The sequence below is a fragment of the Gordonia sp. VNK1 genome, assembly GCF_040049135.1.
GTDB lineage: Bacteria > Actinomycetota > Actinomycetes > Mycobacteriales > Mycobacteriaceae > Gordonia > Gordonia oleivorans.
Genome location: NZ_JBDZDJ010000001.1, coordinates 264,192 through 287,893 on the forward strand (window position 1 = coordinate 264,192; position 23,702 = coordinate 287,893).

The following is a 23,702-nucleotide window of genomic DNA, read 5'->3' on the forward strand; positions in this document are numbered from 1 at the left end:
TGTCGGGTTGCGGTGGTCTCGAGGCTCGTCGCTGGCGCTCCTCGCACCTCGACCGGCGGGAGGGGGCTTGCGCTGGGGCGCAGCTGGTTTCGCTGGCTGTGTCGGAGAGAAGCGATCGGTCAACTGGTGCGGGTGAACAGATCTTCGTAGAACTCGAGCAGGTTGTGTTGGGATGTGGCCCAGGAGAGTTGGGATTCCACTCGGGATCGGCCGAGGGTGCCCATCTCGGCTCGGCGTTCGGGGTTGTCGAGGAGTTCGTTGAGGGCTTCGGCGAAGGCGGCTTCGTCGTTGGCGGGGACGTAGACTGCGGCGTCGCCGGCCGAGACCCGTGCTTCGACGAGGTCGAAGGAGACCAGTGGGCGGCCCATCGCCATGTATTCGACCACCTTGTTCATCGTGGAGAGATTGTTCAGTGGGTTGAGCGGGTCGGGTGAGAGGCAGACATCGGCGGTGGACAGGCAGGTCTGTACGTATTCGTCGGGGACGCGGCCGGTGAATTCGACCATGTCGTCGAGTCCGAGATCGGCGGTGAGAGCGATCATCTCGTCGAGGGCGTCGCCGGCTCCCATGAAGATCGCGTGCACGTCGTCGCGGCCGATCTCGGCGCGCAGGTATTTCAGCGCACGGATGGCGTAGTCGACACCGTCCTGCGGGCCCATCACACCCAGGTAGGCGACGAGGTGCTTCTTGCCCTGCGCCAGAGCGGAATCGGGTGTGCGCATCACAAACCGATCGAGGTCGGGGGCACTGCGCACCACCCGCACCGCGTCGGGCGACATCTTGCCCCGTTCGATGGCGACGCTGCGGTAGCTCTCGTTGGTGGAGATCACCCCGTCGGCCGTGGCGAAGGTCACCCGCTCCACGGCCCGTGTCGCGCGGTAGAGCCAATTGCGGCCGCCGAAGCGGGACTCGAACAACTCGGGCACCAGGTCGTGGTGGTCGAAGACGAATGCCTTGGCGCCCAGCAGTTTCAGCAGCAGGCCCACCAGGAACAGAAGGTCCGGGGGATTGCAGGCGTGCACGGCGTCGATGCGCTCGTGGCGTCGCACCCGCAGCGCCAGGCGGGTGGTGTGCCACAGGGCGAGGCCGTACTCGCGCAGATACCCGGCCGGACCGCCGGTGGCCGCGCGCAACGGATATCGCAGGATGCGCACCCCGTCGATGGTCTCCTCGGGTGCGGTGTCGGTGGCGGAGCCCTGCGGGCAGATCACGGTCACCTGATGCCCGCCGTCGACGAGGGCGCGTGATTCCTGCCAGACCCGCCGGTCGAACGGAACCGACAGGTTCTCGACGAGGATGAGGATGTGGCGCTTCATGATCGGGCCCTTCTGCGTGCGAGTGCCGACACGAGATTCTGATAGTCGTGTGCGGTCTTGGTGATCTGATAGTCGTTCTCGGCGCGCCGACGCCCCGCCGAACCGAGACGTTTCCGCAGTTCGGGATGTGCGGCGAGGGCGGAGAGGCGTTCGGCCATCGAGTCCGCGTCGCCGACGTCGACGAGGTAGCCGTTGACGCCGTCGGTGACCATGTCGCTCAACGAACCACAGTCGGTGGCCACAACCGGGAGCCCGGCGGCCATGTACTCGATGACCGCGAGCGGCACACCTTCGTGCAGCGACGACAGGCAGCCTGCATCGAAGGCCGGCAACAGGTCCGTGACGTCGCTGCGGACGCCGGTGAACACGATGTGCTCGTCGAGGCCCAGAGAGGAAGCCAGAACGCGCAATTCCTTCTCCCGGTCACCCTGACCGATCACGAACAGGCGCGCGTTCGGATGGGTGCGCACGAGTCGTGACAGCGCATGGAAGGCGACCTCGTGCGCCTTCTGAGACGACAACCGGGCCACCATCGCGATCGCGAAGTCGTCGGGCTTGATGCCGAGATCGACTCGAGTCCACTCCCGTTCGGCGTCGTCGACCGGCGGCGGGATGACGATCCCGTTGGGGATCACCACCTCCCAGGTGCGGCTGATCGCGGAGGTGCCGACGCCCTCCTGGTCGTGCAGGTAGCGACCCTGCGCATGACTCAGCAGCACCAATGCCTGACTGGCCCACAGGGTGTCGACCGCCCAGCGGGGTAGCACCCGGCCGCCGACGTCGGTCAGGTCCATGTCGTGGGCCGCGACGATGTTGGGGATACGGCGGATCCGGGCAGCGACCCGGCCGAAGGCCAGCGACGCACGGTGATGATGGGTGACCAGCACGACGTCGGTGCGTGACCGGTGCAGGTCGGCGACGAGCCGGGTGAGGCGACGCGGATCCCACCGGCCGGTACGTTCGATCACGGCGACCTCGAAGCCGGCGTCGCGGAAGCGTTGCGTCAGCGCACCCTCGCCGCGTAGACACACCACCCGGGGGCGGATCACGTTCGTGTCGAAGTGCGAGAACAGGTCGAGCAGAAGCAGTTCCACGCCGCCGACCTCGGTGACGTCGAGGACAACGGTCAGCGTCATCGGTTCTCTCGGTCCCCGGGTGGCCACCAGGCGCTGCAGGTGCCGCTGCGTCGATTCGACGGCGCCGTCGAGACTGAACTCGGTCTCCACCCGGGTGCGGGCATTGCGGCCCATCTCGGCGAGTCGGTCCCGATCGGACAGCGTCGAAATGATCTGCTGCGCGAGCGCACTCGCATCGTGCGGAGGAACGAGATGACCGGTGCGGCCCTCGTCGACCAGTTCGCTGACCCCGCCGACGTCGGTGCACACGGCGGGCACCGCGCAGGCCATCGCCTCGAGCAACGCCATCGGGAAGCATTCGATGCTGTAGGAGCACAACACGAACAAGTCGAGCGACCGCAGCACCGCGGGAATATCGGAACGCGCGCCGGTGAAGATCACCGCGTCGTCGAGGTGGTGAGCCTTGGCCAACTCGTGCAGCCGGTCGCGCATCGGGCCGTCGCCGACGATGAGGAAGCGGGCGTCGGGAATTCGGGCACGCACCTGCGCGGCGGCGGCCAGGAACAGCTGGTGATCCTTCTCCGGGCGCAACGCCGCGACGATCCCGACGAGGGGCTCGCTGTCGGAGACCCCGAGGTCACGCGCCACCGACCGATCGCGGTCCTGATCGAATGCGGCCGGGTCGACGCCGTTGTGAATGATGGTGACCTTCTCCGCCGGCCGTCCGAGCTCGTTGACAATGTAGTCGCGTTGCCGTTGGGCCACACCGAAGTACGCGTCGGTGACGCGGTCGAGGATCGCGTCGGCGATGATGCGGACACGCCCACGTGGTTCGATGTCGCCGTCGTTGTGCACCCACACCACCGACACCGGGACGCCGGTGATCCAGGCGGCGATCCGCCCGAGCATCTCGGCGTTGTAGCCGCGGACGAGGACGACGTCGGGCCGGTTCCGGCGGAATTCGGAGATCAGGCCGAGCAGTGCGGGCAGGGCCTGGCGTTTTCCGAATCGCATGGCGCGTACCGGAATGCCGGTGGAGCGCAGGTCGTCGAACAACGCGCCGGGTTGGCCGATGCAGATGACCGAGGGGACGAAGTGCTGCGGGTCCAGTCGTGGCATCAGGGTGGCGACGTGGCGTTCGGCGCCACCGACTCCGAGGTCGGGAACCACGTGCAGGACCCGGACCCGCGAGTCCAATCCGGTCGTCATCGAAGAATCCTTTGATAGATGGAGTCGAGAGTGGCGGTGGCCGCGTTGATGTCGAAGCGCTCCCGAATGCGTTCGCGGGCAGCATCACCCAGGCGATTGCGTCGGGCGTCGTCGATGAGCAATGCATCCAGCGCGGCGGCCAGCGCGGCGGGATCGTCGACGGGGATCAGTACGCCGCAGGAGGTGTCGAGGACATCGGGAATGTCGCCGACCGGGGTGGCGATCACCGTCACGCTGTGCGCCATCGCCTCGAGCACCGCCATCGGTAAACCCTCGTTGCGGGACGGCAACACCACGATGTCGGCGCGGCGCAGCAGCGCCTCGGTGTCCTCGGGTGAGAGCCAGCCGGTCAGCGACACCGATTCGGACATACTGTGGTCGGCGATGACGGTGCGGGCGCGGTCGAGGTCACCGTCGCCTGCGATGGTCAGCCGTGCGGGCACCTGAGCAGAGCGCTGCGCCCAGGCGTCGAGCAGGACGAAGGTGCCCTTGCGGTCACCGACGCGACCGAGGAACACCACCCGCAGCGGATCGTCCGCGCGGCGGAGGACCGAGTCATCGGACACGCGAACCGAATTGGGCAGCACCTCGACGTGTGCCCTCGGGGCGATGGCCAACAATCGGGTGCGCCACTGCGGGCCGAGAGCGATGACACAGTCGGCGGCGGAGAGGGTTTCGGCGATGTATGCCTGCAGGAGGCGGGGTGCACGCTCATGGAACAGGTGGAACTCGGCGCCGTGGACGTGCATCACCACCGGGACCCGACGCGCCCGGGCGAGCCACAGCAGCAGACTCTTGCGGACGAAGCTGCCGTAGGACGCCGTGTGCAGATGCACCAGTGCGGGGGGTCGTCGAATCAGGGTGAGGGCCACCGTGATCAGAGCGGCCAGGTAGGTCAGCACCCGGGTGGGGACGGAACCGTCACGGTGGGTGGCGATGTGACGGATGTGCCAGTCCGACCAGAGTTGCGTGGCGGTGAACTCCCGCACCACCGACGACACCCCACCGCGGGTGCCCAGCGAGGTGGACACCCAGAGGACCTCGGTGTCGGTGGCGGCGTGCAGGTCAGTGGACGGCGACATGGGAGACCTCTCCGGCGTGGGACACCTTTCCGGGGAAGCCGATCGCACCTGTGCCGACCTGGCCCCTGCCGACCTGAGTGGTGCCGACCTGAGTGGTGCCGACCTGAATGGTGCCGGCACCGGGCCCGCGGCTGCGTTCGTACCACCCGATCGCGATGCCGGCGAGCAGGAATGCCAACGCATTGGGAAAGTCGAAGAACCGCAGGTCGACGGTGGTGCCGGCGATGACGAGGGTGAGCATCGTCAGCGCGGCGAGCAACGCCAGGTTTCGGCCGCAGACTCCGGCGTCGGGTAGGGCACGGACGGCGCGAACCAGGGCGAGAGCCAACAGGACCAGGACGGCGAGCCACAGCCCGACGCCGATGATCCCGAGCTCGACGAAGATCCCGGCCTCGTTCTGGTGCGAGGAGATGCCGAACCCGCGCATCCACGGGATGTCCTCGGAGAACCGTTGATGGTGCAGGGTATTGAGCGCGGTGAAGCGTCCGATCCCCCAACCGAACAGCGGTTTCTCCTGGATTGCCCACCACGAGGTGGCCAGTGAGTTGAGCCGGTCGTCGACTTCGTTGACCGACGCGACACCGCCGGCCGACCGGTCACTGCTGGTCAGCCGACTCCATGTGGCCATCACGCCGACGATGACCACCAGCAACGAGATCACATATGGTGTGCGGGGTTTGGCGAGAACGGCCCCCACGATGATCATGATCACGAAGGCCAACCACACCACCCGCGTGTAGGTGAGGTACATGCCGTAGGCCATCGCCCCGGCCGCCACATACAGCAGCACCCGAATCCAGACCGACCGCAGACGTGGATCGGTGGCGAGGGTGATGACGGCGAGGAACCCGGCGATCAGGCAGATCCCGTTGGCGACCGGCTGATTGAAGATGCCGTTGGCGCGCCCGGCCCAGTTCGGAGCGGTCACGATGTACCGCGGGAACACCAGTGCTGGTGCGTGGAACTGGCAGATGTTCATCAGCGCGGAGTACGCGCCGAAGGCGCCGGTCATCCAGATGATCACCCGGACGGACTTCTCACTGCGATAGACCATCCGGCCGACGAGGTACATCGTGAACGGGATCGCGGTGCCGGTCAGGATGAAACGGTAGACCGACAGGTCGGTGTCGGTCAGCGGATAGTTGACCGACAGATCGTGTGGCGCGCACCAGGAGTAGATGTTCCACAGCAGGTAGCCGACCATCATCGCGTCGAGCCAGGTGGGTCGTGGCAGCGCGCCGTGGCGTGCGGACAGCCACAGCAGCATCGCGAGCAGCACTCCGGCGAAGGCGGGGACGAACGGATCGACCGGGGCGATCGCACTCAGGGCCATGCGGCCGAACATGGCCACCAGCAGGTAGGCGACCGCGATCTGCGGATTGACCAAACCGGCAGCGGCAGCTGCGATCGCGATCACCCCGAGGGCCGCCAAGAGCGGGAACTGTGCCGGAGCGACCAGCACACCGACGGCGACGACGACCGCCACCGAGGCAGCGACGATGACCCGGATCGCCCGCGATCTGTTGTGCGCGAGCGGGATCGGAACCGATGTCACCGGATCAGCGTGTGCCGGCGGACTGCATGGCGGGTTCGCTGCGCCCGTGTGCGTCCGCATCCGATCCGCGGGACTCACGCCAGGTCGGGTGGCTGGCCACGTCCGGTTCGTCGGGTGTGGCTGCGTCCGCGTCGGACTCGGCGGCGTCGGTGTTCTCCGCGTCGACATCGGCTGCCGGCGTGTCGATGTCGGCTGCCGGCGTGTCGATGTCGGCTGCCGGCGTGTCGATGTCGTCCGCCGGTGGGGTCACGTCATCCGTGGTGTCCGAGGTGGCCCTGGCCTCACCGCCGGTACCGAACCGGGGAAGTCGCCCGACGACGGGGAGCGGATGCTCGACGAACACGGTGCCGAGGATGGTGGCGTCCACCTGTCGGAGCAACGCCACGGTCGAACCGACCGTGGCGTTGGTGGATCGTGACTGGTCGACCACCAGCACGCAGTCGCGTGCGACGCTGCAGAGTACTTGTGCATCACTGGATTCGGTGATGGGCGGCAGGATGATCAGGATGCGATCGTAGCGGTCACCAGCTCCGTCGAGCAGGGAGCGCAGCGCCGCGGCCGGCGGTGGTGCGTCGTCGGAGAGTTCGAGGGCCAGGAAGTCCTCGGAGTCGTCGGCGAGGAAGGTCTCCGGTGTCGGGTCGTCGTCACGGCCGTGGGTGGCGTCGATGATCGCCACCTGCAGTCCGGAGCGTCGCCAGGTGCGCGCGACCACTTCTGCGGCGTGTGCGGTGGAATCGTCGGAACTGGTGCCGCACAAGGCGATCAGTGCAGTGGTGGGGTCGGCGCGGTGATCGAGTGCGACGGCGAGATGCTGCAGACTGCGGGTGCCGGCCGGTTCGGAGGTGGGTACCGTCGCCAGCGACTCGAGGCCGGTCATCGCGTGCAGGTCGTGCGCGGAATCCACCCGGCGGGTGAAGATGCCGCAGGCCAGTGCGACACCGGCGCCGACCACCAGGCCGGCGAGCAATGCCAGCGCGATGGTGATCAGGCTGGGTCCACCGGCGGTGGACACCTCGGACCGCAGGTCGAGTGCGGTGACCTGGTTGGTGGAGTCGCCGGTGATCTGAGAGATGCGGTCCTCCAACTGCGCCAGGGATTGCTGTGGGATCACCCCGCTGGCGCTGCGGATGTCGTCGAAGGGTTTGCGGATGGCGGCGACCGAACGATCCTGTTCTGCCCGCATTGCGTCATTCACGGTGTTTTCCAAGGCCGTGGCCATCTGTCCGGCCGCGGGGCCGACCTGTGCGGAGTCGGTGGACGTGGCGGTGATGTAGATCAACGGACTCGGCCCGGCCAACGACGCGACAAAGGTGACATCCGCGGGTACCGCGGCGATGCTGCGCAGGGTGGCCTGGTAGGCGGGATCGTTGAAGAAGTTGATGTATCCCTGCGCGAGATACGAATCCTGTTCCGGCGCACGGGTTTGTGACGCAACCGACAGAGTGGCCTTACTGGAATAGGTGGTCGCGGTGGTCAGTGACGACACCGTTCCGACCAGTGTGATGACTATCGCTATGGCCGCGACGAGATAGCGTCGCCGCCAGATGCGATCCCAATGGATCGCAGCAAAGCTGCTCGTATTCACGATGTTTCCCTTCGCGTCTGTACGCGGAGGCCCCCCCAAAATCGGGCATCCTGTGTCTTCGCTTGTCAGCGTCCCCCCGGACGTGTGGACAGCGTCGGTGCCTCCCTGATGTGACACACGCAGACGCGTGTCACATGCTCACCGAGGACTGTCCTCCGACAAGTGAACCATCTTTTGTGCATTACAGTAAAGTGGGCGCGGGGGAAACGGCGTGACCATTCCGTCATGCCGGGGAGCGCCGGGGGGTGCATCGGCACAGGTAGGCCGAGGTCTCCGGGGCAGAAGAGTTCGGAGAATTTCATGGGGGAAGTTGCGGCATCTGTGGTCGTGGGGGGAACCAGACCACGGGTGCTCATCGAGAACAGCGAGTACTGGCTCCGTAACCACGGGGACATGGCGATGATGCAGATGACCATCGAACGCATCCGTCACCGGTGGCCCGGTGCGCGGGTGGCGGTGCTCACCGACTCGCCAATGTTGTTGCGCGCGTTGTTCGGTGACGTCGAGGCGATCACCGTCGGCGACGCCGACCCGTGGGGTCCGCCGACGTGGTGGGAGAACCTGGCCGAGCAGATCGGTCCGCAACTGGTGGGGCCGATCGCGATTGCCGTGTTGTGCGTTCGGGTGTGGTTGCCGCAGAAGGCACGTGGTGCGCGCAACCGGTTGCGCCGGGCGTGGCGGGTGCTGATCGGCCGCCCCGAGGAGATGGTGCCTCCGCCGCCGCGGGTGGCGGTGACCCGCGGATCGTTCGCGGCCGCCGAAGCGGCCACGGTGATCATCGCGCTGGGCGGTGGCTACCTCACCGACGCCGATCGCGCGCAGTCCAATCGCGTGTTCGGCCTGATGGAACATGCCGTGGCGCACGGTGTTCCGGTGGCGTTGGTCGGGCAGGGACTCGGCCCGCTGGATGATCCCGCGCTGCGGGAACGGGCGGCGGGCGCGTTGGGTGCGGCATCGGTGATCGCGTTGCGCGAGGGCCGTCGCGGTCCAGCACTCCTCGAGTCCTTGGGTGTGTCAGGCGACCGGGTGGTGGTGACCGGCGATGACGCCATCGAACTGGCCTATCGTGCGCGGACCGACGAGGTCGGCACCGATATCGGTGTGTGTCTGCGGGTGGCCGACTATTCGCCGGTGGCGCTCGCCGCGCAGGAGTGCGTCGGTCGGGTCGTGCGTACCGTCGCCGCCGCACACGACGGGGCGATCGCGCCACTGGCGATCGCCGAGTACCAGTCACAGGATCGGATCTCGACGCTGCCACTGGTCGCCGGGTACCCGAAGGTGCGTGAGATGCCGCACAAGTATGCGCATCCGTCGGCGGTGATCGAGCGTGTGACCGCGTGTCGAGTGGTGCTGACCGGGGCCTACCATCTTGCGGTATTCGCGCTGTCGCAAGGTATTCCGGTGGTCGCGTTGACCTCCACCGCCTACTACGACGACAAGTTCTACGGCCTCGCCGAGATGTTCGGTACCGGGATCACGGTGGTTCACTTCGACGATCCCGACCTCGAGGCCGTCCTGACCGGTGCGCTGACCGACGCCTGGGATTCGGCGCACGAGGTGCGAGAGCCGTTGCGGGCCAGGGCAGCCGAGCAGATCGCGGCGAGCACCGACACGCTCTATGGGCTTCTCGACTCGGTGGCGGCGGGACACGCCGCGATGACCGGGCGGGCCGACACGTGAGCATCGACGAGTGGGTGGTGCGATGAGCACCGACGCGAAAGACTATGTATCCGAAGAAGACGAGGCACACGACGGACGGTCGATGTCGAGCGTCGTCGGCAATGTCGCCGCGGCGTCGGCGGCGGCACTGGTGTTCGGCGAGATCGTCACCCTGGCCCAGACCATCGCCCTGGCCCGGTTGCTGACGCCGACGGAAGTCGGGTTGTTCATCTCCGGCACCGTCGTCGCGGCATTCCTCGGCAACTTCGTGGAGGGTGGGTTGCGTTCGGGACTCATCCACCGCGACAACGAACTCGAGGACGCCGCGGAGACGGTGTTCTGGGTGACGGCGATCGCCGGTTTGGGGATGAGTCTGCTCACCCTGGCCGCGAGCCCGCTCATCGGGTGGGCCTTCCACAGCAGTGAGGTGGCGCTCATCGCCGCCGCCACCTCGGGTGTGTTGTTCCTGTACTCGTTCACCAATGTGCCGGAAGCGTTGCTGCAGCGAGAGTTCAGCGTCAAGCGGCGTCTGATTGTCGGCCCCACCGTTGCGGTGGTGTACGCCGTGGTGGCCGTCGGGACCGCCGCCGCCGGGTGGGGTGTGTGGGCGATGGTGGCCGGCTTCTATGCGTCCTACGTTGCGTGGGTCGCGACGCTGTGGGTGATCACCGATTGGCGGCCCCGCCGGGGCCGCGCCTCGGTACGACTGTGGCGGGAACTGGCGCGGTACGGAATGCCGTTGGTACTGGGCATGATCGGCGCCCGGGTGCAATCGGTGGTGGAGTCGGTGGTGGTGGGCCGCGGCCTGAGCCAGGCCGACCTCGGCAATTTCCGCTACGGGCAACGGGTCTCGGCGATGCCGGAACGCGCGATCATCGAAGTCGGTGCCATCGCACTGTTTCCGGCGTTCTCACGGCTCAAGTCGGACCCGGAACGACTCAAACCGGCCTTCCTGCGAGCCCTGCAGTGGGCGATGCTGGGAGCGGCGGCCCTGTCGGGCATGATGATCGCCTTCGGCGAACCCGCGGTGGTGGTGGTCTTCGGTGAGCAGTGGCGGGATGCGGGCGTCGTCGTCGTCGCGATGGCGGGACTCGGCGTCGGCAAGGCCCTGATCTCGGTGAGCGAGGAAGCCATCAAGGGGACCGGGCGTACCCAACTTCTGAACTGGTACACCGCGGTTGAGGTCATCCTGGGTATCGGCCTGCTACTGGCGCTGATCGGTCCGTTCGGGCTGTGGGGTGCGGCGCTGTCGGCCTCGGTGACCGCGATCGTCGTGGGTATGACCTGTGTGTTCCTCGCACGCCCGATGGTCGGCTTCGCCTGGCGTGAGGTGATCGCGGCCACGGTGCCGTCGCTGCTGTGTGCCACGGTGGCCACCGTGGCCGCATGGACGCTCGAACATGGAGTGCTGCATTCAGATTCGCGAGGAGTCATCGTGGGCGTCGCGTTCCTGGCGGTGGGCGGTGTGTTCTTCGTGACGGTGTACGCCGCCGCGTTGCTGGTGGCGATGCCGACGCAGATGCGTGCCGTGTGTCGTCTCATCGGGACACGCATCCGGATCGGGGCGCGGGAATGACGCTGATCAGAGGTAGGTCCGGACCCGATCTGTCGCATCTGCAGTTGGGTCCGTGGCCGATGGGGGAGCATCGGGTGGTGCTGCGTCCGCCGCGCCTTGACGACGTCGCCGCCTGGCGTGACATCCGGGTGCGCGACCGCCTTCTCATCGAACCGTTCTGGGCGTACTCGCCGCTGCGGTGGGAGCAGAGGCATTCCGACCGCGCGTGGTTGCGGGAGTGCCTGCGCAACCGTAGTGAGGCGCGGTCGGGACGGTCAGTGGGTTTTGTCATCGACGTCGACGGTGAACTGCGCGGCCAGTGCGCGCTGACCGACATCGACCGGCCGGGCCGGTCGGCGGAGTTGGGGATCTGGGTCGACTCGACGCTCGCATCGTCGGGATTGGCGATTCTCGCGGGTTCCCTGGTGTCGGATTTCGCGTTCGGCACGCTCGGCGCGGAACGGGTGACGGCGCCGGTGTGCGTCGGCAACGTCCGTGCCGCCGGTGCCTGCCGCAAGGGCGGCTTCCGCGAGGAGGCGCTCATGCGGAACTACTTCCGGGTGGGTGCCGACGGCGTCGAACGGGACCATCTGCAGCTGACCCTGCGCCTGTCGACGGTGCCCCCCGAGGGCGTCACGCGGAGCCTGAGCCGGTACTTCGACCCCGATGGCACCACTGTTGGACGCCACATGTCGCGGGCCGAGTGGCCGCGGTACTGGCGGTGGTCGACCGGCGGTGACGGGCTGCGGTATCTGTTCGGGGCCATCTGCACCGGCGTGTGCGGCATGGTGGGCAGGATCGGACGGCAGCGCGTCGTCGGCCGGCCGGTCCAGGCGTCGGGGGTGGTCCTGACCGCGCGGTCCGGACGTGATGCCACGTTCACGGTGACCGTCGACGACGTCCCGGTCGGGGTGTGCGGACTACGGGGACTCGATGAGCTCTCCTCACACGTGACTGCGTGGTTCAACTTGCGTCCCGGCACCGACGGGTCACTGGCCGCGGTGGTGAATGCGCTGGTCAGCCGTGCTTTTGCGGTACGGGGGCTGCGTCGGGTGGCGGTGGTCTCCGTGCCGGATTCGGCGTTGTCGGATGTGCTCGCCGACCTCGGCTTCGAGCGGGAGGGACTGCTGATCGAGCACACCGATGCGGTGGGCCGACGTGGTGATCATGAGCTCTGGGGCGTGACCGTGGCGCTGTGGAATCGCGCGATGCAACCTGAGAGCCGCCGAGCCGCAAGCTGAGGGACTGCTGACAATTCCGCGCGTGTCCCTCGGATTGGGGACACTTTCGTCCGTTTCTTTGGCACCCTGGGGTGGTGAAGGTGTGGGAAATCGTGCTGCTCGTCGCCCTGGTGTGGGTGGCGTTGTCGGTGGTGACCGCCCTTCTCATCGGTGCGATGATCCGGCTGCGCGATCGTCGGGAGGCCACCCGTACGCAGGACACCACGGGGCCGCATGCCGTTGTCGGCGCCGGTCGGGTGCGCCGCCGGGAGTGACGCCGCCGACGTGGCCTATGTGGCCCGCCGATACGGTGTGAGGCATGACCTCCGCGCCGCAGAACGATTGGGCTCAGCCCGCCGACGACGATTCACCCCACGAGGGTGGGTTCCGGGGGCGGATGGACATCACCACCGAGCGTGGTGGGCCGCGGTACGGCGAACTCAACGAGGAGATCCGCCGGATGATGGATCTGGCGCGGTATGCGTGCCCGCCCGACGACATGGTCGCCGATTTCATCGATCAGATGCGCGGGTTGAATGCGCGCCTGGAGCAGGTGCAGATCGACGAGTGGCAGACGCCCGCGGGTACCCGCATCGACCTGCCGGCCCGCGGCAACATCACGCTGCCGCCCTTTGAGATCACCGAAGGCGGGCCCGACGGAGTGGTCGCCGCGGTCACCTTCCGGCCCTTCCATCTCGGCGGCAACAAGGCCGCCCACGGCGGGCACGTCGCCGTCGCCTTCGACGACCTCGGCGGCATGGCATCGGCGTTGAAGGTTCAGGGCATCACCCGCACCGCGTACCTGACGGTGAACTACCGGTCGCTGACGCCACTGGAGATCCCGCTGCGGATGCACACCTGGGTGGAAGAACTCGACGGGCGCAAGGCTTTCGTGAAAGGGACGCTGCACGACGGTGATCGACTGTGTGCCGAGCTCGACGCGCTGTTCATTGCGTTGAAGCCGGGGCAGGCGTAGGGGTTTCAGCACGGTGGGCTTGACCTCGACAGGCTCGGCCCGGCGATACACCGACTCGCAAGCACGTCGGCACTCGGGACCCACCGCTGGCCGAGTAGGGCGGAGCTTGCGGAGCCCGTATCGAGGTCACTTGTCGGCTGCGAGAGGTGTTGGGCTGGTTGGGTTGTCGGGTTGCGGAGGTGGCCTCGACCTCGACAGGCTCGGCCCGGCGGATCCACCGACTCGCAGGCTCGTCGGCACTCGGCCAGCGGGGGGAAGTGTTGGGCTGGTCGGGTTGTCGAGTGGCGGAGGTGGCCTCGACCTCGACAGGCTCGGCCCGGCGGACACACCGACTCGCAAGCTCGTCGGCACTCGGCCGGCGGGGGAGGTGTTGGGCTGGTCGGGTTGTCGGGTTGCGGAGGTGGCCTCGACCTCGACAGGCTCGGCCCGGCGGATACACCGACTCGCAGGCTCGTCGGCACTCGGCCAGCGGGGGGAGTGTTGGGTTGTCGGGTTGCGGTGGTCTCGACTCGCTGCTCGCCCTGGGGGGCTCGCAGCGGCTCGACCGGCGGGGGTAGCTCGACCGGCGGGGGTGGCTCGGCGGCGGGGGTGGCTCGGCGGCGGGTGGCTCGCCCGGTGGCCGGGCGAAACCTATTTCAGCTCTTCGGCTTCCAGTGTCATTCCGGCTCCGCGTAGGCGATCGACGAGGGCGTCGCCCATGGCGGCGGCGGGGGTGAGGACGCCGGTGAGCTTGGGGAGTTTGTCGCGGTTGAGGGCCAGGGTCAGGGCGCATTCGCCGAGCATGACGGCTGTCGCCTTGTAGCCGGGGTCGCCTTTCGCGCGGATTGTCGAACGGTAGCGTCGGCCGGTGCTGGTGCGCGTGTAGGTTTCGGTGACGAAGTAGCCGTTGTCCCTGGCCTTTTCGCTGGGGCCCTCGCCGGGTTCGGGGAGGACCTTGTCGAGGAGGCGGCGCGTCGGGCCGAAGCTCATCAGGCCGAGGAAGGCGCCCACCCCCACGCCGACGGCACCGGCGGCCAGCGTCGAGACACCCGGGATCGAGCCGACGTTCATCGTTTCGGCGTAGTGGAAGTCAGGGCCGTAGCCGTTGTCCAGCAAGGCGTTGGAGCGTCGCACCACGCGAGTGTTGTGCGAGGACATGAAGAACGGGGCCAGCGTGCCGCGCAGGGACGGGTCGACGTTGCGGGCCCGGACGATCGCGATGTCGCTGGGCTCCGACGACATCGCCACTTTGGGCGTGTTTCCGGGGGTGCCGGACAACGCCTGCGGGTTGAGCAGCAGACGGCGGGTCTGGGAGTCCTTGGCCTGCTCGGCGATCACGCGCATCGAGTCGATGGTGCCGCCGGACACCCCGCCGCGGAAGGACTTCAGGATGAGGGTGGTGTCGGTGAGGGTGCCCGCGTCGTCGTCGCTGACCTTGCGGTAGAGCAGGTAGGTGCCGAGATCGGAAGGGACCGAATCGAATCCGCAGGAGTTGACGATGCGGGCGCCGGTGGCCTGGGCGGTCTCGTGGGCCTTGTCGATGGCGAAGTGTACGAAGGGGACCTCGCCGGTGAGGTCGACGTAATCGGTGCCGGCGGAGGCGGCCGCGATGACCAGCGACTCACCGTACTTCAGGTACGGGCCGACCGTCGTGCAGATGACGCGGGTGCGCGCGACCATCGCGTCCAGCGAACTCGGTGACGACGAGTCGGCGACGATCAACGGCCAGTGCGCGGCGTGGCCGCCGAGGCGGCGTCGGACGTCGGCGAGTTTGGTTTCCGACCGCCCGGCCAGGGCGACCTTCGTGCCGGCGGGCGCGTGCTCGGCGAGGTACTTCGCGGTCAGCGCGCCGACGAATCCGGTGGCGCCGAAGACGACGACGTCGAACTCGCGGTCGGACTGCTCGGCACTCTCGGCCACCGTGGGTTCCTCGGTGACGTCGTCATCGGTGAAGTCTGCGCTGACACTTTCCCCGCTAGTCATGGTGGCGAGCCTAGTCGCCGTGCGAGCCCGATCACAGTGGGGTGGCGCGCCGCGCGACCCATCGGGCGGCGAAGGGTGCGACGAACAGCATCAACAGGACCCGCAGGATCTGCGCGGCGACGACGAACGCCACGTTCCCACCGGCCGCGGTGGCAGCCGCGAGCACCGCGTAGATGCCGCCGGGGGTGGTGGCGAGGTAGCAGTCGAACATCGACTCCCCGGTCCACGCCGACAGCAGCACGCCGAGGAGTGCACAGCCGACGCCGATGCCGAGGATCAACACGATGGCGAACGGCAGCACGCGGCCGATGGCACGCAGGCGGTCGAGGGTGAAACCGAGGCCGGCCTGCCAGCCGATTACCGCGTAGGCAAGGCCGAGGAGGATGCCGGAGACGGCGGCGTCGCCGGCGATCCCAGTGAGTTCGATGATTGTCGCGATGGCCATCGGGCCGAGGAGGCCGGCGGCCGGTAGGTGGATGAGACGGCCGAGTGGCAGGCCGATCCCGATGCACACGGCGAGCAGGAGAAGGCCCCAACCCTGGTCACCGGCCGACGGGGACGCGACCACCACACCGTCGGCGCTCGCATGGAACACCATGGTCGCGATCAGCGGGATGGTGATGGTGACCAGTGCGACGCGTACATACTGGATGACGGCGACCATGCGTTCGTCGCCGCCGAGTTCCCTTGTCAGCGCGACCAATCCGGAGGCGCCGCCCGCGACGAGGGCCAGGGCGCCGGTCAGGGTGTCGACCTGTTTGTGCAGGCCGAGCAGCATGCCGCCGACTACCGACAGCGCCAGCGTGCCCAGGCCGACGACGAGCACCGGCAGCCACGCCGAGCCGAGTCCGGCGAGGGTGTCCGGGTCGGCCATCGTTCCGATGAACACGCCGAGTACACCCTGCGACGCCAGGAACAAGGGCCGCGGGATGACGGGTGGGTCCGGGTTGTCGGCGGTGGCGCGGGGTGCCACACCTGCAATGGCCAGTACCGCGGCGACAACCAGACCGGCAAACAATGCTGCGGCGTCGACGTCGAGGAGTTGCAGGAGGGCCGTGGCCATCGCGGTGAGGAGTGCCAACCCGATCCAGCGGAGGAGGGTCGGGTGGCGCATTGGGTCCAGGGTAGGCGGGGAGTTCTTCAGGTGCGTGGGGTGCGGTGGCTCAGGACGCGTGGGCGGTGCCGAGCGACATGGCGCCGAATGTGCGGGGCGTGCCGCGTTGGTAGAAGCGGTCGATGTCGGTGATCGTGAAGCCGGCGTCGGTCAGGGCGGCGGGGATGTCGCGGGTGAGGTGGCAGCCGCCGGCGACGCGGCGCTGGATCGGTTCGAGGCGGTGCTGCCAGCGTTGGACGCGGGAGTCGGGGGCGTCGCCGTGTTCCAGGAAACACAGCGGGGCGCCGGGTTTGAGGACGCGGCGCAATTCGGACAGCGCGGCGGACAGATCCGGGATGGTGCACATCGTGAACGTGGACAGCGCGGAGTCGAAGGTGTTGTCGGCGAAGGGGAGTGACTGGCCGTCGAGGCCGGCGCGGGTGATCGGGACGGTGGCCGTGCTGACGCGTTCGGCGGCCAGGGCCCAGCCGTCGTCGGAGGGTTCGACGGCGACGACCTCGGTGACCGTGTCGGGATAGGCGGCGACGTTGAGTCCGGAACCGAACCCGATCTCGACGACGCGGCCGGTCAGTGGGGCGCAGGTGGTGGTTCGTAACGGTCGGATGAGCGACGAACCGCAGGTCAGGTTGATCAGACGCGGCAAAATGTGGCGATCATAGAAGCCGGGGGCCATGGAAGTGAGGGTAGGCCGAACCCTCTGCCCATTTCTAGACATCCCGCTCAGTAGCAGATCGCGCTGACCTGGGGTTTTGCTGCGGGGCTACTTCGAGAATGTCTAGAAATGGGCACAGGGGTGGGCGCCCGGGGATCCTCCGTGACACGGATGTGGCGGATGAGGCACCAGTGTCTGATGGGATTGATGTGAAGCGGGTCCGGGTGGAGCGCACGCGGTTCGGAGATCGTCTTATCCCCAAGCTGGACTCGATGGAGCCACACGGGGTCCTGCTGCGTCCAATGGCCATGGACAACACGAACAACATCGACAAGATCGTGACATTGGGCGTCAGCACCCGACCGGAGCTGCTCGCGGCGGGAGTGACCGATACCGACATCAAGCGAATGGTGCGGCGGAAAGAACTCGAGCAGATCCGGCGCGGATGGTTTGCCACCCCGGGAGCCGACCTTGAGGCCATCGCCGCAGCGCGACGGTATGGCGCAGTGAGCGGGCCGACCGCGTTGACGAAGTACGGGATCTGGGTGCCGCCCGGCTACGACCAACTGCATGTCCGGACGGGGAAGGCGGCGACTCGTCAATGGGCAGGATGCTGCCGGCCACCTGGGTCACCGACCCCGGTTACGACGATCCTCGATCCGCTGATGGTGGCGCTGGCAGCAGCGGCGCACTGCATGACCGACGAGCACTGGATCGTGGTCTGCGATTCGGTGATGAACATGCACGGCCTGGACGTGGAGTGGCTGATCGCCATGCTGCCGGGCGTCGACGAGTACATGAGGATGCTCCTCGAAGAGTGCGATCCGGCGTCGATGTCGGGGACCGAGACCATCGTCCGGGTGCGGTTGCGGCGGCTCGGTTACGTGGTGATCGTGCAACCGCCCATCAGCAGGGTCGGATTGGTCGACCTCCGGGTGGAGAACCTGCTCATCGAATGCGACAGCGAGCTTCACCACACCAGCCTGGAGAGTTACCGCAAGGACCGCCGACGGGATCGTAAGGCTCTCACCAAAGGACTCGATCCGTTGCGCCTGACCTACGACGACGTCCTGTATGGGTGGAAGGAGACCGTCGAGGACATCGAGCAGATCCTGCAGAACGAGCGGCACCATCGTCGACTGACCGATGACTGACCGCCGCGACCGGGGCCCTCGTGCGGGCACTACTACGCTGGATCGCATGAATCCCTCGACCCTGCAGGCGCATGTGATCGTCGACGAGATGGTGCGCGGCGGTGTCCGGGAAGCGGTGCTGTGCCCCGGGTCGCGGAACGCGCCGCTGGCGTTCGCCTTGCATGCCGCGGACGTGGCCGGGTCGTTGCGGTTGCATGTGCGGATCGACGAGCGGTCGGCGGGATATCTGGCGGTGGGATTGGCGGCGTCGTCGGGGCGGCCGGTGCCGATCGTGATGACCAGCGGTACCGCGGTGGCCAACATGAGTCCGGCGGTCTTCGAGGCGAACTATGCGCGGGTGCCGCTGGTGGTGGTCAGCGCGAACCGGCCCTACGAGCTGCTCGGGTCGGGGGCCAATCAGACCGTCGAACAGTTCGGCATCTTCGGCACGCAGGTGCGGGCGGCGATCAGTCTGGGACTGGCCGAGGCCGACGTCGACACGAACAGTCAGTGGCGTTCGGCGGTCGGGCGTGTGTTGGCCGCGGCGCGCGGTGCGCGCACCGGTAACGCCGGGCCGGTGCAGTTCGACATCCCGCTGCGTGAACCCCTCGTCCCGGGGCCGGGGTCCGAACCCGACGACGCGTTCGGCGAGTTCGCCGGCCGACCGGGCGGGTTGCCGTGGACGCAGGCGCCGGTCGGCAAACTTGACATCCCGTTGCCGATCGATCTGTCCGTCGACACCGTCGTCGTCGCAGGTCACGGTGCCGGGTGGTATCCGGAGCTGGCCGGTGTGCCGACGGTGGCCGAGCCGACCGCACCGCATCCGTCGACGCCGCTGCATCCCCTCGCGCTCGACACGCTCACACCCAGGCAGGCCATCATCTGCGGCCGGCCGACGCTGCACCGCGGGGTGTCACGCCTGCTGGCCGACCCGGACGTGCAGGTGTACGCGGTGACCACCGGCCCGCGATGGCCGGATGTGTCGGGCAATGTGTACGCGACGGGCACGCGGGTGGAGGCCGTCGGCGAACCGCGTGAGGAGTGGCTCAAGGAGTGTGCGCAGATCCATCAGCGGACGCTCGGGGCGGTCGACGCCGAGCTGGATGCGGGTGGCGCGCCGACCGGGTTGCATGTGGCGCGGGCGGTGAGCGCGGCGATGGCGCCGGGCGATCAGCTGGTGGTGGGCGCGAGCAACCCGATCCGCGACATCGCCCTCGCCGGGCGGGTCCCGGCGGGTGTGCGGGTGCTGTCGAACCGGGGTGTCGCCGGGATCGACGGCACCAATTCGACGGCGATCGGTGCGGCGTTGGCGCACGACATCGACCATCCGGGCGCGCGGACCGTCGCCCTGATGGGGGATCTGACGTTCCTGCACGATGCGACCGGACTGATCGTCGGACCGGGGGAGCCGCGGCCGACATCGTTGCGGATCGTCGTTGCCAATGATGACGGGGGTGGCATCTTCGGGCTGCTCGAGCAGGGGGATCCGCGGTTCAACAGTGGCCCGTACGCGGGGGCGTACGAGCGGGTCTTCGGCACGCCGCACCGGACGGACCTGGCGTCGTTGTGCGCGGGTTTTCATCTGCCGCATCGGCGGGTCGAGGTGGGTGAGGTGTCGGCGGTGCTGGCCGAGCCGGGTGGTGAGGGCATCGAGGTGATCGAGGTGGTCACCGACCGGGAGCGACTGCGGGCGGTGCACGCGGGCATCGTGGCGCGGCTGCGGTAGCGGCGCGGGGTCGGTGGGGCGGCGACGTATCCTGTCTGTCATGAATCCGACGATCCTGCGGCGCGTACAGAAGACGCTGCTGGTGCTCGGGTTGATCGTGACGGTGATGGCCGGGGCGATCGTGGTGGCCGCCTACCGCAATGACGCCGCCATCGACCGCAACAAGGGCACCGTGATGGCCGACATCGTGTCGGCGGACCGGCTGCATGCGGTGGCGTATTTCCAGACCCCGGACGGGCAGATCTACAGTCCGCGGCTGGGCCTGCTGTATCCGACCGAACTCGGTACCGGGCAGCGGATCAGCGTCGAATACGACACCACCAATCCCGACCTGGCGAGACCTGCCGGGCGGACGGCGGCGTTGTCGATCATCCCGGCCGCGTCGGTGGCGGCGGTGGCGTGGCTCGTCGTCATCGCGTTGATGTTGCTGATCGCCGAGGTGAACCGGCAATGGCGGCGTCGGCGTGGTGGGGCCGAGCGTGGCGATGCCGAGCGTGGTGATGGCGGGCCGGACGAGGTTGCGTCGGATGATGCCGGATCGGATGGTTCCGGCCCTTCCGGTGAGCGGGTTTCGGTGCAGGCGTGAGGAAGTCCACCTAGAGGTCGGTCTGTCGGAGATTTTGCGGGGAGTTCGCGTGCATGTCACGTCGCGCCTTCTCGCGGGTCATCGGCGACGGTGACGATGGCGCCATGCGCGTTGCGATTGTGACGGAGAGTTTTCTCCCGCAGGTCAACGGGGTGGTCAACTCGGTGCTGCGGGTGGTCGACCATCTGGAGCGGACCGGCCATTGCGCGGTCGTCATCGCTCCGGATTCGGAGCGTGAGGGGCGGCGGGCGCCGCGATTGGTGGGGCGTCGGACGCCGGTGCACACGGTGCCGTCGATGAATTTTCCCGGTGTGACGTCGTTGCCGGTCGGGGTGCCGACGCCGGCGTTGTACCGGACGTTGCGTGACGTGGGGCCGGATGTGGTGCATCTGGCGTCGCCGTTCGTGGTCGGCGGGGCGGGTGCGGTGGCGGCGAAGTGGCTGCAGGTGCCGTCGGTGGCGGTGTTTCAGACCGACGTCGCGGGGTTCACGCAGGCGTATCGGATGCAGATGGCGGGCAAGGCCGCGTGGCGCTACACCAAGCGGGTGCACATGGCGTGTGACCGTACCCTGGCACCGTCGACGTCGACGATGGATGATCTTGCCGCACATGGTATTCCGCGATTGCATCGGTGGGCGCGGGGGGTTGATACGGCACAGTTCTCGCCGTCGCGACGCGATGAGGTGTTGCGGGCGTCGTGGGATGTGGATGGCCGGCTGGTGGTCGGGTTTGTCGGGCGGTTGGCGCCGGAGAAGCATGTGGAGCGGCTGGCCGGGTTGGATGCCGATGATTCGATCCGGTTGGTGATCGTCGGCGACGGGCCGGAGCGGGCGCGGTTGTCGCGGATGTGCCCGAATGCGGTGTTCACCGGCGAGCTGCGCGGCGAGGAGTTGGCGCGGGCGTATGCGTCGCTGGATGTCTTCGCCCATCCCGGCGAGCATGAGACGTTCTGCCAGGCCATTCAGGAGGCGATGGCCAGCGGGTTGCCGGTGATCGGGCCGGATGCCGGTGGGCCGCGGGATCTGGTGACGCCGATGTCGACGGGATTCCTGCTGGATCCGCGGACGTATGCCGATCGGGTCGGCGAGGCGGTCGAGGCGTTGCGTGATCCGGTGCAGCGGGCGGCGATGGGTCGGGCCGGGTTGTCGGCGGTCCGGGCGCGGACGTGGCCGGCGCTGTGCGAGGAGTTGGTGGGGCATTATCGGGCGGTGATCGCCGAGCGGGATGGGCGTGGTGGGATCGCGTCGGAGGGGCAGCGGCTGGCCGGGTAGCGTGGTCGCCATGGCTACCACCGATCGTGCGAGTCTGGACAAGGATCCGGCCGAGGTCGCGGCGATGTTCGACGGCGTCGCGAAACGCTACGACATCACCAACACCGTGCTGTCGTTTGCGCAGGATCGACGCTGGCGCAAGGCGACCCGCAAGGCGTTGGCGTTGACACCAGACGACGTGGTGCTCGACCTCGCGGCCGGCACCGCGGTGTCCACGGTCGAGTTGGCGACGTCGGGCGCGAAGTGTGTGGCCGCGGATTTCTCGCTCGGCATGCTCAAGGCGGGGGCCGACCGGGATGTGCCCAAGGTGGCCGCCGACGCGATGCAGTTGCCGTTCGCCGACGAGTCGTTTGACGCGGCGACGATCTCCTTTGGCTTACGCAACGTCCACGACGTGCCTACTGCACTGGGTGAGCTGAGCCGTGTGTTGAAACCTGGTGGGCGACTGGTGATCTGCGAGTTCTCGACGCCGACGTTCCGGCCGTTCCGGACCGTGTACATGGAGTATCTGATGAAGGCGCTGCCGGCGGTGGCGACCAAGGTGTCGAGCAACCCGGCCGCGTATGTGTATCTCGCAGAATCGATTCGGGCCTGGCCCGATCAATTCGGCCTCGGTGACCTGATCCGCGACGCCGGCTTCACCAACGTTCGCTGGCAGAACATGACCGGTGGGATCGCGGCCATTCATTCGGGGATTCGGGTGTAGCTGTCACCAAAGTTGGGTGGTGTTGGAGAATTTGGGTGCTACAGCATCCAGGTTCTCGTGGAGGACCCAGGTTTGGCCGGGGTGGGGGGCTGGGTCTGGGTCATGGTGGCATCTTGTCGATCGTCGCACGCGTGAAAGCGATTGCCTTGGAGCAGATTTCGGGGGTGGGGGGCGGGTTGACGCTGATGATGACGCTCGTGGTTACGATTGCGCTGCCGGACTGGACGGCTGTGAGACAAGAGTGAGACTGCAAGCCCTTCGGCTCACCCACGGCCACGGTCCGTCCATTGATGGCGGTGTCGTAGAGCCAGTTGATGTTGACGGCGTACTTCTTCTTGTACTGCGGCAGGGGCAGCTCGTTACCTACACCTTGGGAGAGGGTGGAGGTGTTTGCGTCAGCGAAGTGCCAGCCGCATCCTCGGGCTGTTTGGTAGTTGGCTAGCGCGACGTCCCTGACGGAATCAGGATCAAGGCCCAGCCCCGCCGCATCATTGGCGTCGAGCGCGGTGCACGGCTCGTACGCTGAACCGTCATTGAGGTTGCTCCAGCGTTCGGTGAATTCGGTCTCGAACGGGAGGGGGCGCCCGGCCTCGTCAGTTTGTCGGGTAGTTGTGGCTTGGGATGACAGTGGACTTGTTGCCTGCTCGGGTTCAGGCGCCTGTGGGGAAGAGATTGCGCAGCCTGCAATCGTTGCGCAAAGTGACGCGGTGAAAACAGCGATCGTCCGTCGGAGGCTCGACAAGTGCTTAGGCCTGTAAGAGTCCTTCTCCGCCCTGGCTGTCGGCAGAGTGGAGTTCGGCGTTTGCGGCTACGCATTGGGCTGCCACGTCGTTGAGCAATGAAACGTGGCGACGAATGTTGTAGTTCAGTAGTCCAATAAACGCGCCGACACCGTCGAACATGGTCTGACCTTCAGGAACCGCGCCGTAGTGATTCCCGGAATTGACCTGCGAGAGGCTGTCCGCCACTGCAGCCAACTCCCCCGCCAACCCCCTGGCCACGGCAGCGCGGCGTCCCCACTCGGCGTCGACGACTTGAACGACGCTACCGTCTCCGCCGGGAGAAGAGCCCAGCCCGATCTGACCGTCGTCGCCGGGGCGATAGCTGGGCATGTCGGAGCCCTCGAGGGGCACTCGCGTGCCTGGTAGTACGAAGAAGTCCGTCATGTTCTCCCCCTTCTGGCCACTCCCGTGGCGGCCAGATCCACGGCGTCCACGCATTCTAAGCAGAAGTTCGCAGATCGGGCGGGGTAACCGCACCACTTGTGGATGGGCGGCGTTCGTCGTGTGGTGGCCATGCGAAGGGTGGGGCTTGTGGAG

20 protein-coding genes and 1 pseudogene are annotated in these 23,702 nt (G+C 67.5%); 11 read left to right on the top strand and 10 right to left on the bottom strand.

Going from position 1 to position 23,702, the window contains the following annotated elements; translation table 11 throughout:
- Positions 1 to 119 precede the first annotated feature (119 nt).
- The 3 genes from ABLE94_RS01020 to ABLE94_RS01030 are packed head-to-tail and all read right to left on the bottom strand — an operon-like array spanning position 120 to position 4,632.
- Positions 120 to 1,316, bottom strand: a complete 1,197-nt coding sequence (locus ABLE94_RS01020) for a glycosyltransferase family 4 protein (RefSeq protein ID WP_348807808.1) — start codon at positions 1,314 to 1,316, stop codon at positions 120 to 122.
- A complete protein-coding gene (locus ABLE94_RS01025; protein WP_348807809.1) occupies positions 1,313 to 3,601 on the bottom strand; it encodes a glycosyltransferase in 2,289 nt (762 codons plus the stop codon). The genes ABLE94_RS01020 and ABLE94_RS01025 overlap by 4 nt, the downstream gene beginning before the upstream one ends.
- A complete protein-coding gene (locus tag ABLE94_RS01030; RefSeq protein ID WP_425476115.1) occupies positions 3,598 to 4,632 on the bottom strand; it encodes a glycosyltransferase family 4 protein in 1,035 nt (344 codons plus the stop codon). The genes ABLE94_RS01025 and ABLE94_RS01030 overlap by 4 nt, the downstream gene beginning before the upstream one ends.
- Here ABLE94_RS01030 and ABLE94_RS26380 point away from each other — a divergent pair.
- Positions 4,547 to 4,768 (top strand): annotated as a pseudogene (locus tag ABLE94_RS26380) (hypothetical protein); the annotation flags it as partial. The gene ABLE94_RS01030 and the pseudogene ABLE94_RS26380 overlap by 86 nt on opposite strands.
- On the opposite strand, the gene ABLE94_RS01035 reads toward ABLE94_RS26380, so the two are convergent.
- Together ABLE94_RS01035 and ABLE94_RS01040 are read right to left on the bottom strand one after the other, a co-directional pair.
- Complete coding sequence (locus tag ABLE94_RS01035; protein ID WP_348804980.1) at positions 4,667 to 6,238, bottom strand: O-antigen ligase family protein; 1,572 nt, start codon at positions 6,236 to 6,238, stop codon at positions 4,667 to 4,669. The pseudogene ABLE94_RS26380 and the gene ABLE94_RS01035 sit on opposite strands and share 102 nt — an antisense overlap.
- Before the next feature lie 4 nt (positions 6,239 to 6,242).
- Positions 6,243 to 7,823, bottom strand: a complete 1,581-nt coding sequence (locus ABLE94_RS01040; RefSeq protein WP_348807811.1) for a hypothetical protein — start codon at positions 7,821 to 7,823, stop codon at positions 6,243 to 6,245.
- A 348-nt stretch (positions 7,824 to 8,171) separates the two neighbouring features.
- Between ABLE94_RS01040 and ABLE94_RS01045 the strand changes: the two genes are divergently transcribed.
- The 5 genes from ABLE94_RS01045 (at position 8,172) to ABLE94_RS01065 (ending at position 13,233) form a co-directional block, all read left to right on the top strand.
- Positions 8,172 to 9,503: a polysaccharide pyruvyl transferase family protein gene (locus tag ABLE94_RS01045; protein ID WP_348804978.1), complete on the top strand. Its 1,332-nt coding sequence runs from the start codon at positions 8,172 to 8,174 to the stop codon at positions 9,501 to 9,503.
- A gap of 22 nt (positions 9,504 to 9,525) precedes the next feature.
- The gene (locus ABLE94_RS01050; protein ID WP_348804977.1) at positions 9,526 to 11,058 is read left to right on the top strand and encodes an oligosaccharide flippase family protein; all 1,533 of its coding nucleotides are present in this window, start codon (positions 9,526 to 9,528) and stop codon (positions 11,056 to 11,058) included.
- Entirely contained in the window at positions 11,055 to 12,278 is a 1,224-nt protein-coding gene (locus tag ABLE94_RS01055; protein ID WP_348804976.1) for a GNAT family N-acetyltransferase, read from the top strand. Before ABLE94_RS01050 ends, ABLE94_RS01055 begins: the two co-directional genes overlap by 4 nt.
- Before the next feature lie 74 nt (positions 12,279 to 12,352).
- Positions 12,353 to 12,532 (top strand): hypothetical protein, encoded by a 180-nt coding sequence (locus ABLE94_RS01060; protein WP_348804975.1) that lies wholly within the window; start codon positions 12,353 to 12,355, stop codon positions 12,530 to 12,532.
- Between the two features lie 44 nt (positions 12,533 to 12,576).
- Complete coding sequence (locus tag ABLE94_RS01065) at positions 12,577 to 13,233, top strand: PaaI family thioesterase (RefSeq protein ID WP_348804974.1); 657 nt, start codon at positions 12,577 to 12,579, stop codon at positions 13,231 to 13,233.
- Between the two features lie 630 nt (positions 13,234 to 13,863).
- Here the strand turns inward: ABLE94_RS01065 and ABLE94_RS01070 are convergent.
- The 3 genes from ABLE94_RS01070 to ABLE94_RS01080 are packed head-to-tail and all read right to left on the bottom strand — an operon-like array spanning position 13,864 to position 16,982.
- Entirely contained in the window at positions 13,864 to 15,195 is a 1,332-nt protein-coding gene (locus tag ABLE94_RS01070) for a saccharopine dehydrogenase family protein (RefSeq protein ID WP_348804973.1), read from the bottom strand.
- Between the two features lie 31 nt (positions 15,196 to 15,226).
- Positions 15,227 to 16,309, bottom strand: coding sequence for an AbrB family transcriptional regulator (locus ABLE94_RS01075; RefSeq protein WP_348807812.1), 1,083 nt, complete (start codon positions 16,307 to 16,309; stop codon positions 15,227 to 15,229).
- Between the two features lie 49 nt (positions 16,310 to 16,358).
- Positions 16,359 to 16,982, bottom strand: coding sequence for a class I SAM-dependent methyltransferase (locus ABLE94_RS01080; protein ID WP_348804971.1), 624 nt, complete (start codon positions 16,980 to 16,982; stop codon positions 16,359 to 16,361).
- A 251-nt stretch (positions 16,983 to 17,233) separates the two neighbouring features.
- Between ABLE94_RS01080 and ABLE94_RS01085 the strand changes: the two genes are divergently transcribed.
- The 5 genes from ABLE94_RS01085 to ABLE94_RS01105 all read left to right on the top strand — a co-directional run bounded on the left by ABLE94_RS01085 (position 17,234) and on the right by ABLE94_RS01105 (position 22,383).
- Positions 17,234 to 18,115: a type IV toxin-antitoxin system AbiEi family antitoxin domain-containing protein gene (locus tag ABLE94_RS01085; protein WP_348804970.1), complete on the top strand. Its 882-nt coding sequence runs from the start codon at positions 17,234 to 17,236 to the stop codon at positions 18,113 to 18,115.
- 46 nt (positions 18,116 to 18,161) lie between these two features.
- Entirely contained in the window at positions 18,162 to 19,820 is a 1,659-nt protein-coding gene (menD, locus tag ABLE94_RS01090) for a 2-succinyl-5-enolpyruvyl-6-hydroxy-3-cyclohexene-1-carboxylic-acid synthase (protein ID WP_348807813.1), read from the top strand.
- Between the two features lie 40 nt (positions 19,821 to 19,860).
- The gene (locus ABLE94_RS01095) at positions 19,861 to 20,406 is read left to right on the top strand and encodes a DUF3592 domain-containing protein (protein WP_348804968.1); all 546 of its coding nucleotides are present in this window, start codon (positions 19,861 to 19,863) and stop codon (positions 20,404 to 20,406) included.
- Between the two features lie 104 nt (positions 20,407 to 20,510).
- Positions 20,511 to 21,677: a glycosyltransferase family 4 protein gene (locus ABLE94_RS01100; RefSeq protein ID WP_348807895.1), complete on the top strand. Its 1,167-nt coding sequence runs from the start codon at positions 20,511 to 20,513 to the stop codon at positions 21,675 to 21,677.
- A 10-nt stretch (positions 21,678 to 21,687) separates the two neighbouring features.
- Positions 21,688 to 22,383, top strand: a complete 696-nt coding sequence (locus ABLE94_RS01105; protein WP_348804967.1) for a demethylmenaquinone methyltransferase — start codon at positions 21,688 to 21,690, stop codon at positions 22,381 to 22,383.
- Positions 22,384 to 22,483: 100 nt separating this feature from the next.
- On the opposite strand, the gene ABLE94_RS01110 is transcribed toward ABLE94_RS01105, so the two are convergent.
- Positions 22,484 to 23,125: a DUF3558 family protein gene (locus ABLE94_RS01110; protein WP_348807814.1), complete on the bottom strand. Its 642-nt coding sequence runs from the start codon at positions 23,123 to 23,125 to the stop codon at positions 22,484 to 22,486.
- A gap of 4 nt (positions 23,126 to 23,129) precedes the next feature.
- Positions 23,130 to 23,549 carry a hypothetical protein gene (locus ABLE94_RS01115; protein ID WP_348807815.1) on the bottom strand — a complete coding sequence of 140 codons (420 nt, stop codon included), beginning with the start codon at positions 23,547 to 23,549 and terminating at the stop codon, positions 23,130 to 23,132.
- Positions 23,550 to 23,702: the final 153 nt, after the last annotated feature.

Coding starts and splice junctions, on each gene's coding strand:
- ABLE94_RS01020 (WP_348807808.1), bottom strand. CDS start 1,316: ATGAAGCGCCACATCCTCATCCTCGTCGAGAACCTGTCGGTTCCGTTC.
- ABLE94_RS01025 (WP_348807809.1), bottom strand. CDS start 3,601: ATGACGACCGGATTGGACTCGCGGGTCCGGGTCCTGCACGTGGTTCCC.
- ABLE94_RS01050 (WP_348804977.1), top strand. CDS start 9,526: ATGAGCACCGACGCGAAAGACTATGTATCCGAAGAAGACGAGGCACAC.
- ABLE94_RS01055 (WP_348804976.1), top strand. CDS start 11,055: ATGACGCTGATCAGAGGTAGGTCCGGACCCGATCTGTCGCATCTGCAG.
- ABLE94_RS01065 (WP_348804974.1), top strand. CDS start 12,577: ATGACCTCCGCGCCGCAGAACGATTGGGCTCAGCCCGCCGACGACGAT.
- ABLE94_RS01070 (WP_348804973.1), bottom strand. CDS start 15,195: ATGACTAGCGGGGAAAGTGTCAGCGCAGACTTCACCGATGACGACGTC.
- ABLE94_RS01075 (WP_348807812.1), bottom strand. CDS start 16,309: ATGCGCCACCCGACCCTCCTCCGCTGGATCGGGTTGGCACTCCTCACC.
- ABLE94_RS01080 (WP_348804971.1), bottom strand. CDS start 16,982: ATGGCCCCCGGCTTCTATGATCGCCACATTTTGCCGCGTCTGATCAAC.
- ABLE94_RS01085 (WP_348804970.1), top strand. CDS start 17,234: ATGGAGCCACACGGGGTCCTGCTGCGTCCAATGGCCATGGACAACACG.
- menD (WP_348807813.1), top strand. CDS start 18,162: ATGAATCCCTCGACCCTGCAGGCGCATGTGATCGTCGACGAGATGGTG.
- ABLE94_RS01095 (WP_348804968.1), top strand. CDS start 19,861: ATGAATCCGACGATCCTGCGGCGCGTACAGAAGACGCTGCTGGTGCTC.
- ABLE94_RS01100 (WP_348807895.1), top strand. CDS start 20,511: ATGCGCGTTGCGATTGTGACGGAGAGTTTTCTCCCGCAGGTCAACGGG.
- ABLE94_RS01105 (WP_348804967.1), top strand. CDS start 21,688: ATGGCTACCACCGATCGTGCGAGTCTGGACAAGGATCCGGCCGAGGTC.
- ABLE94_RS01115 (WP_348807815.1), bottom strand. CDS start 23,549: ATGACGGACTTCTTCGTACTACCAGGCACGCGAGTGCCCCTCGAGGGC.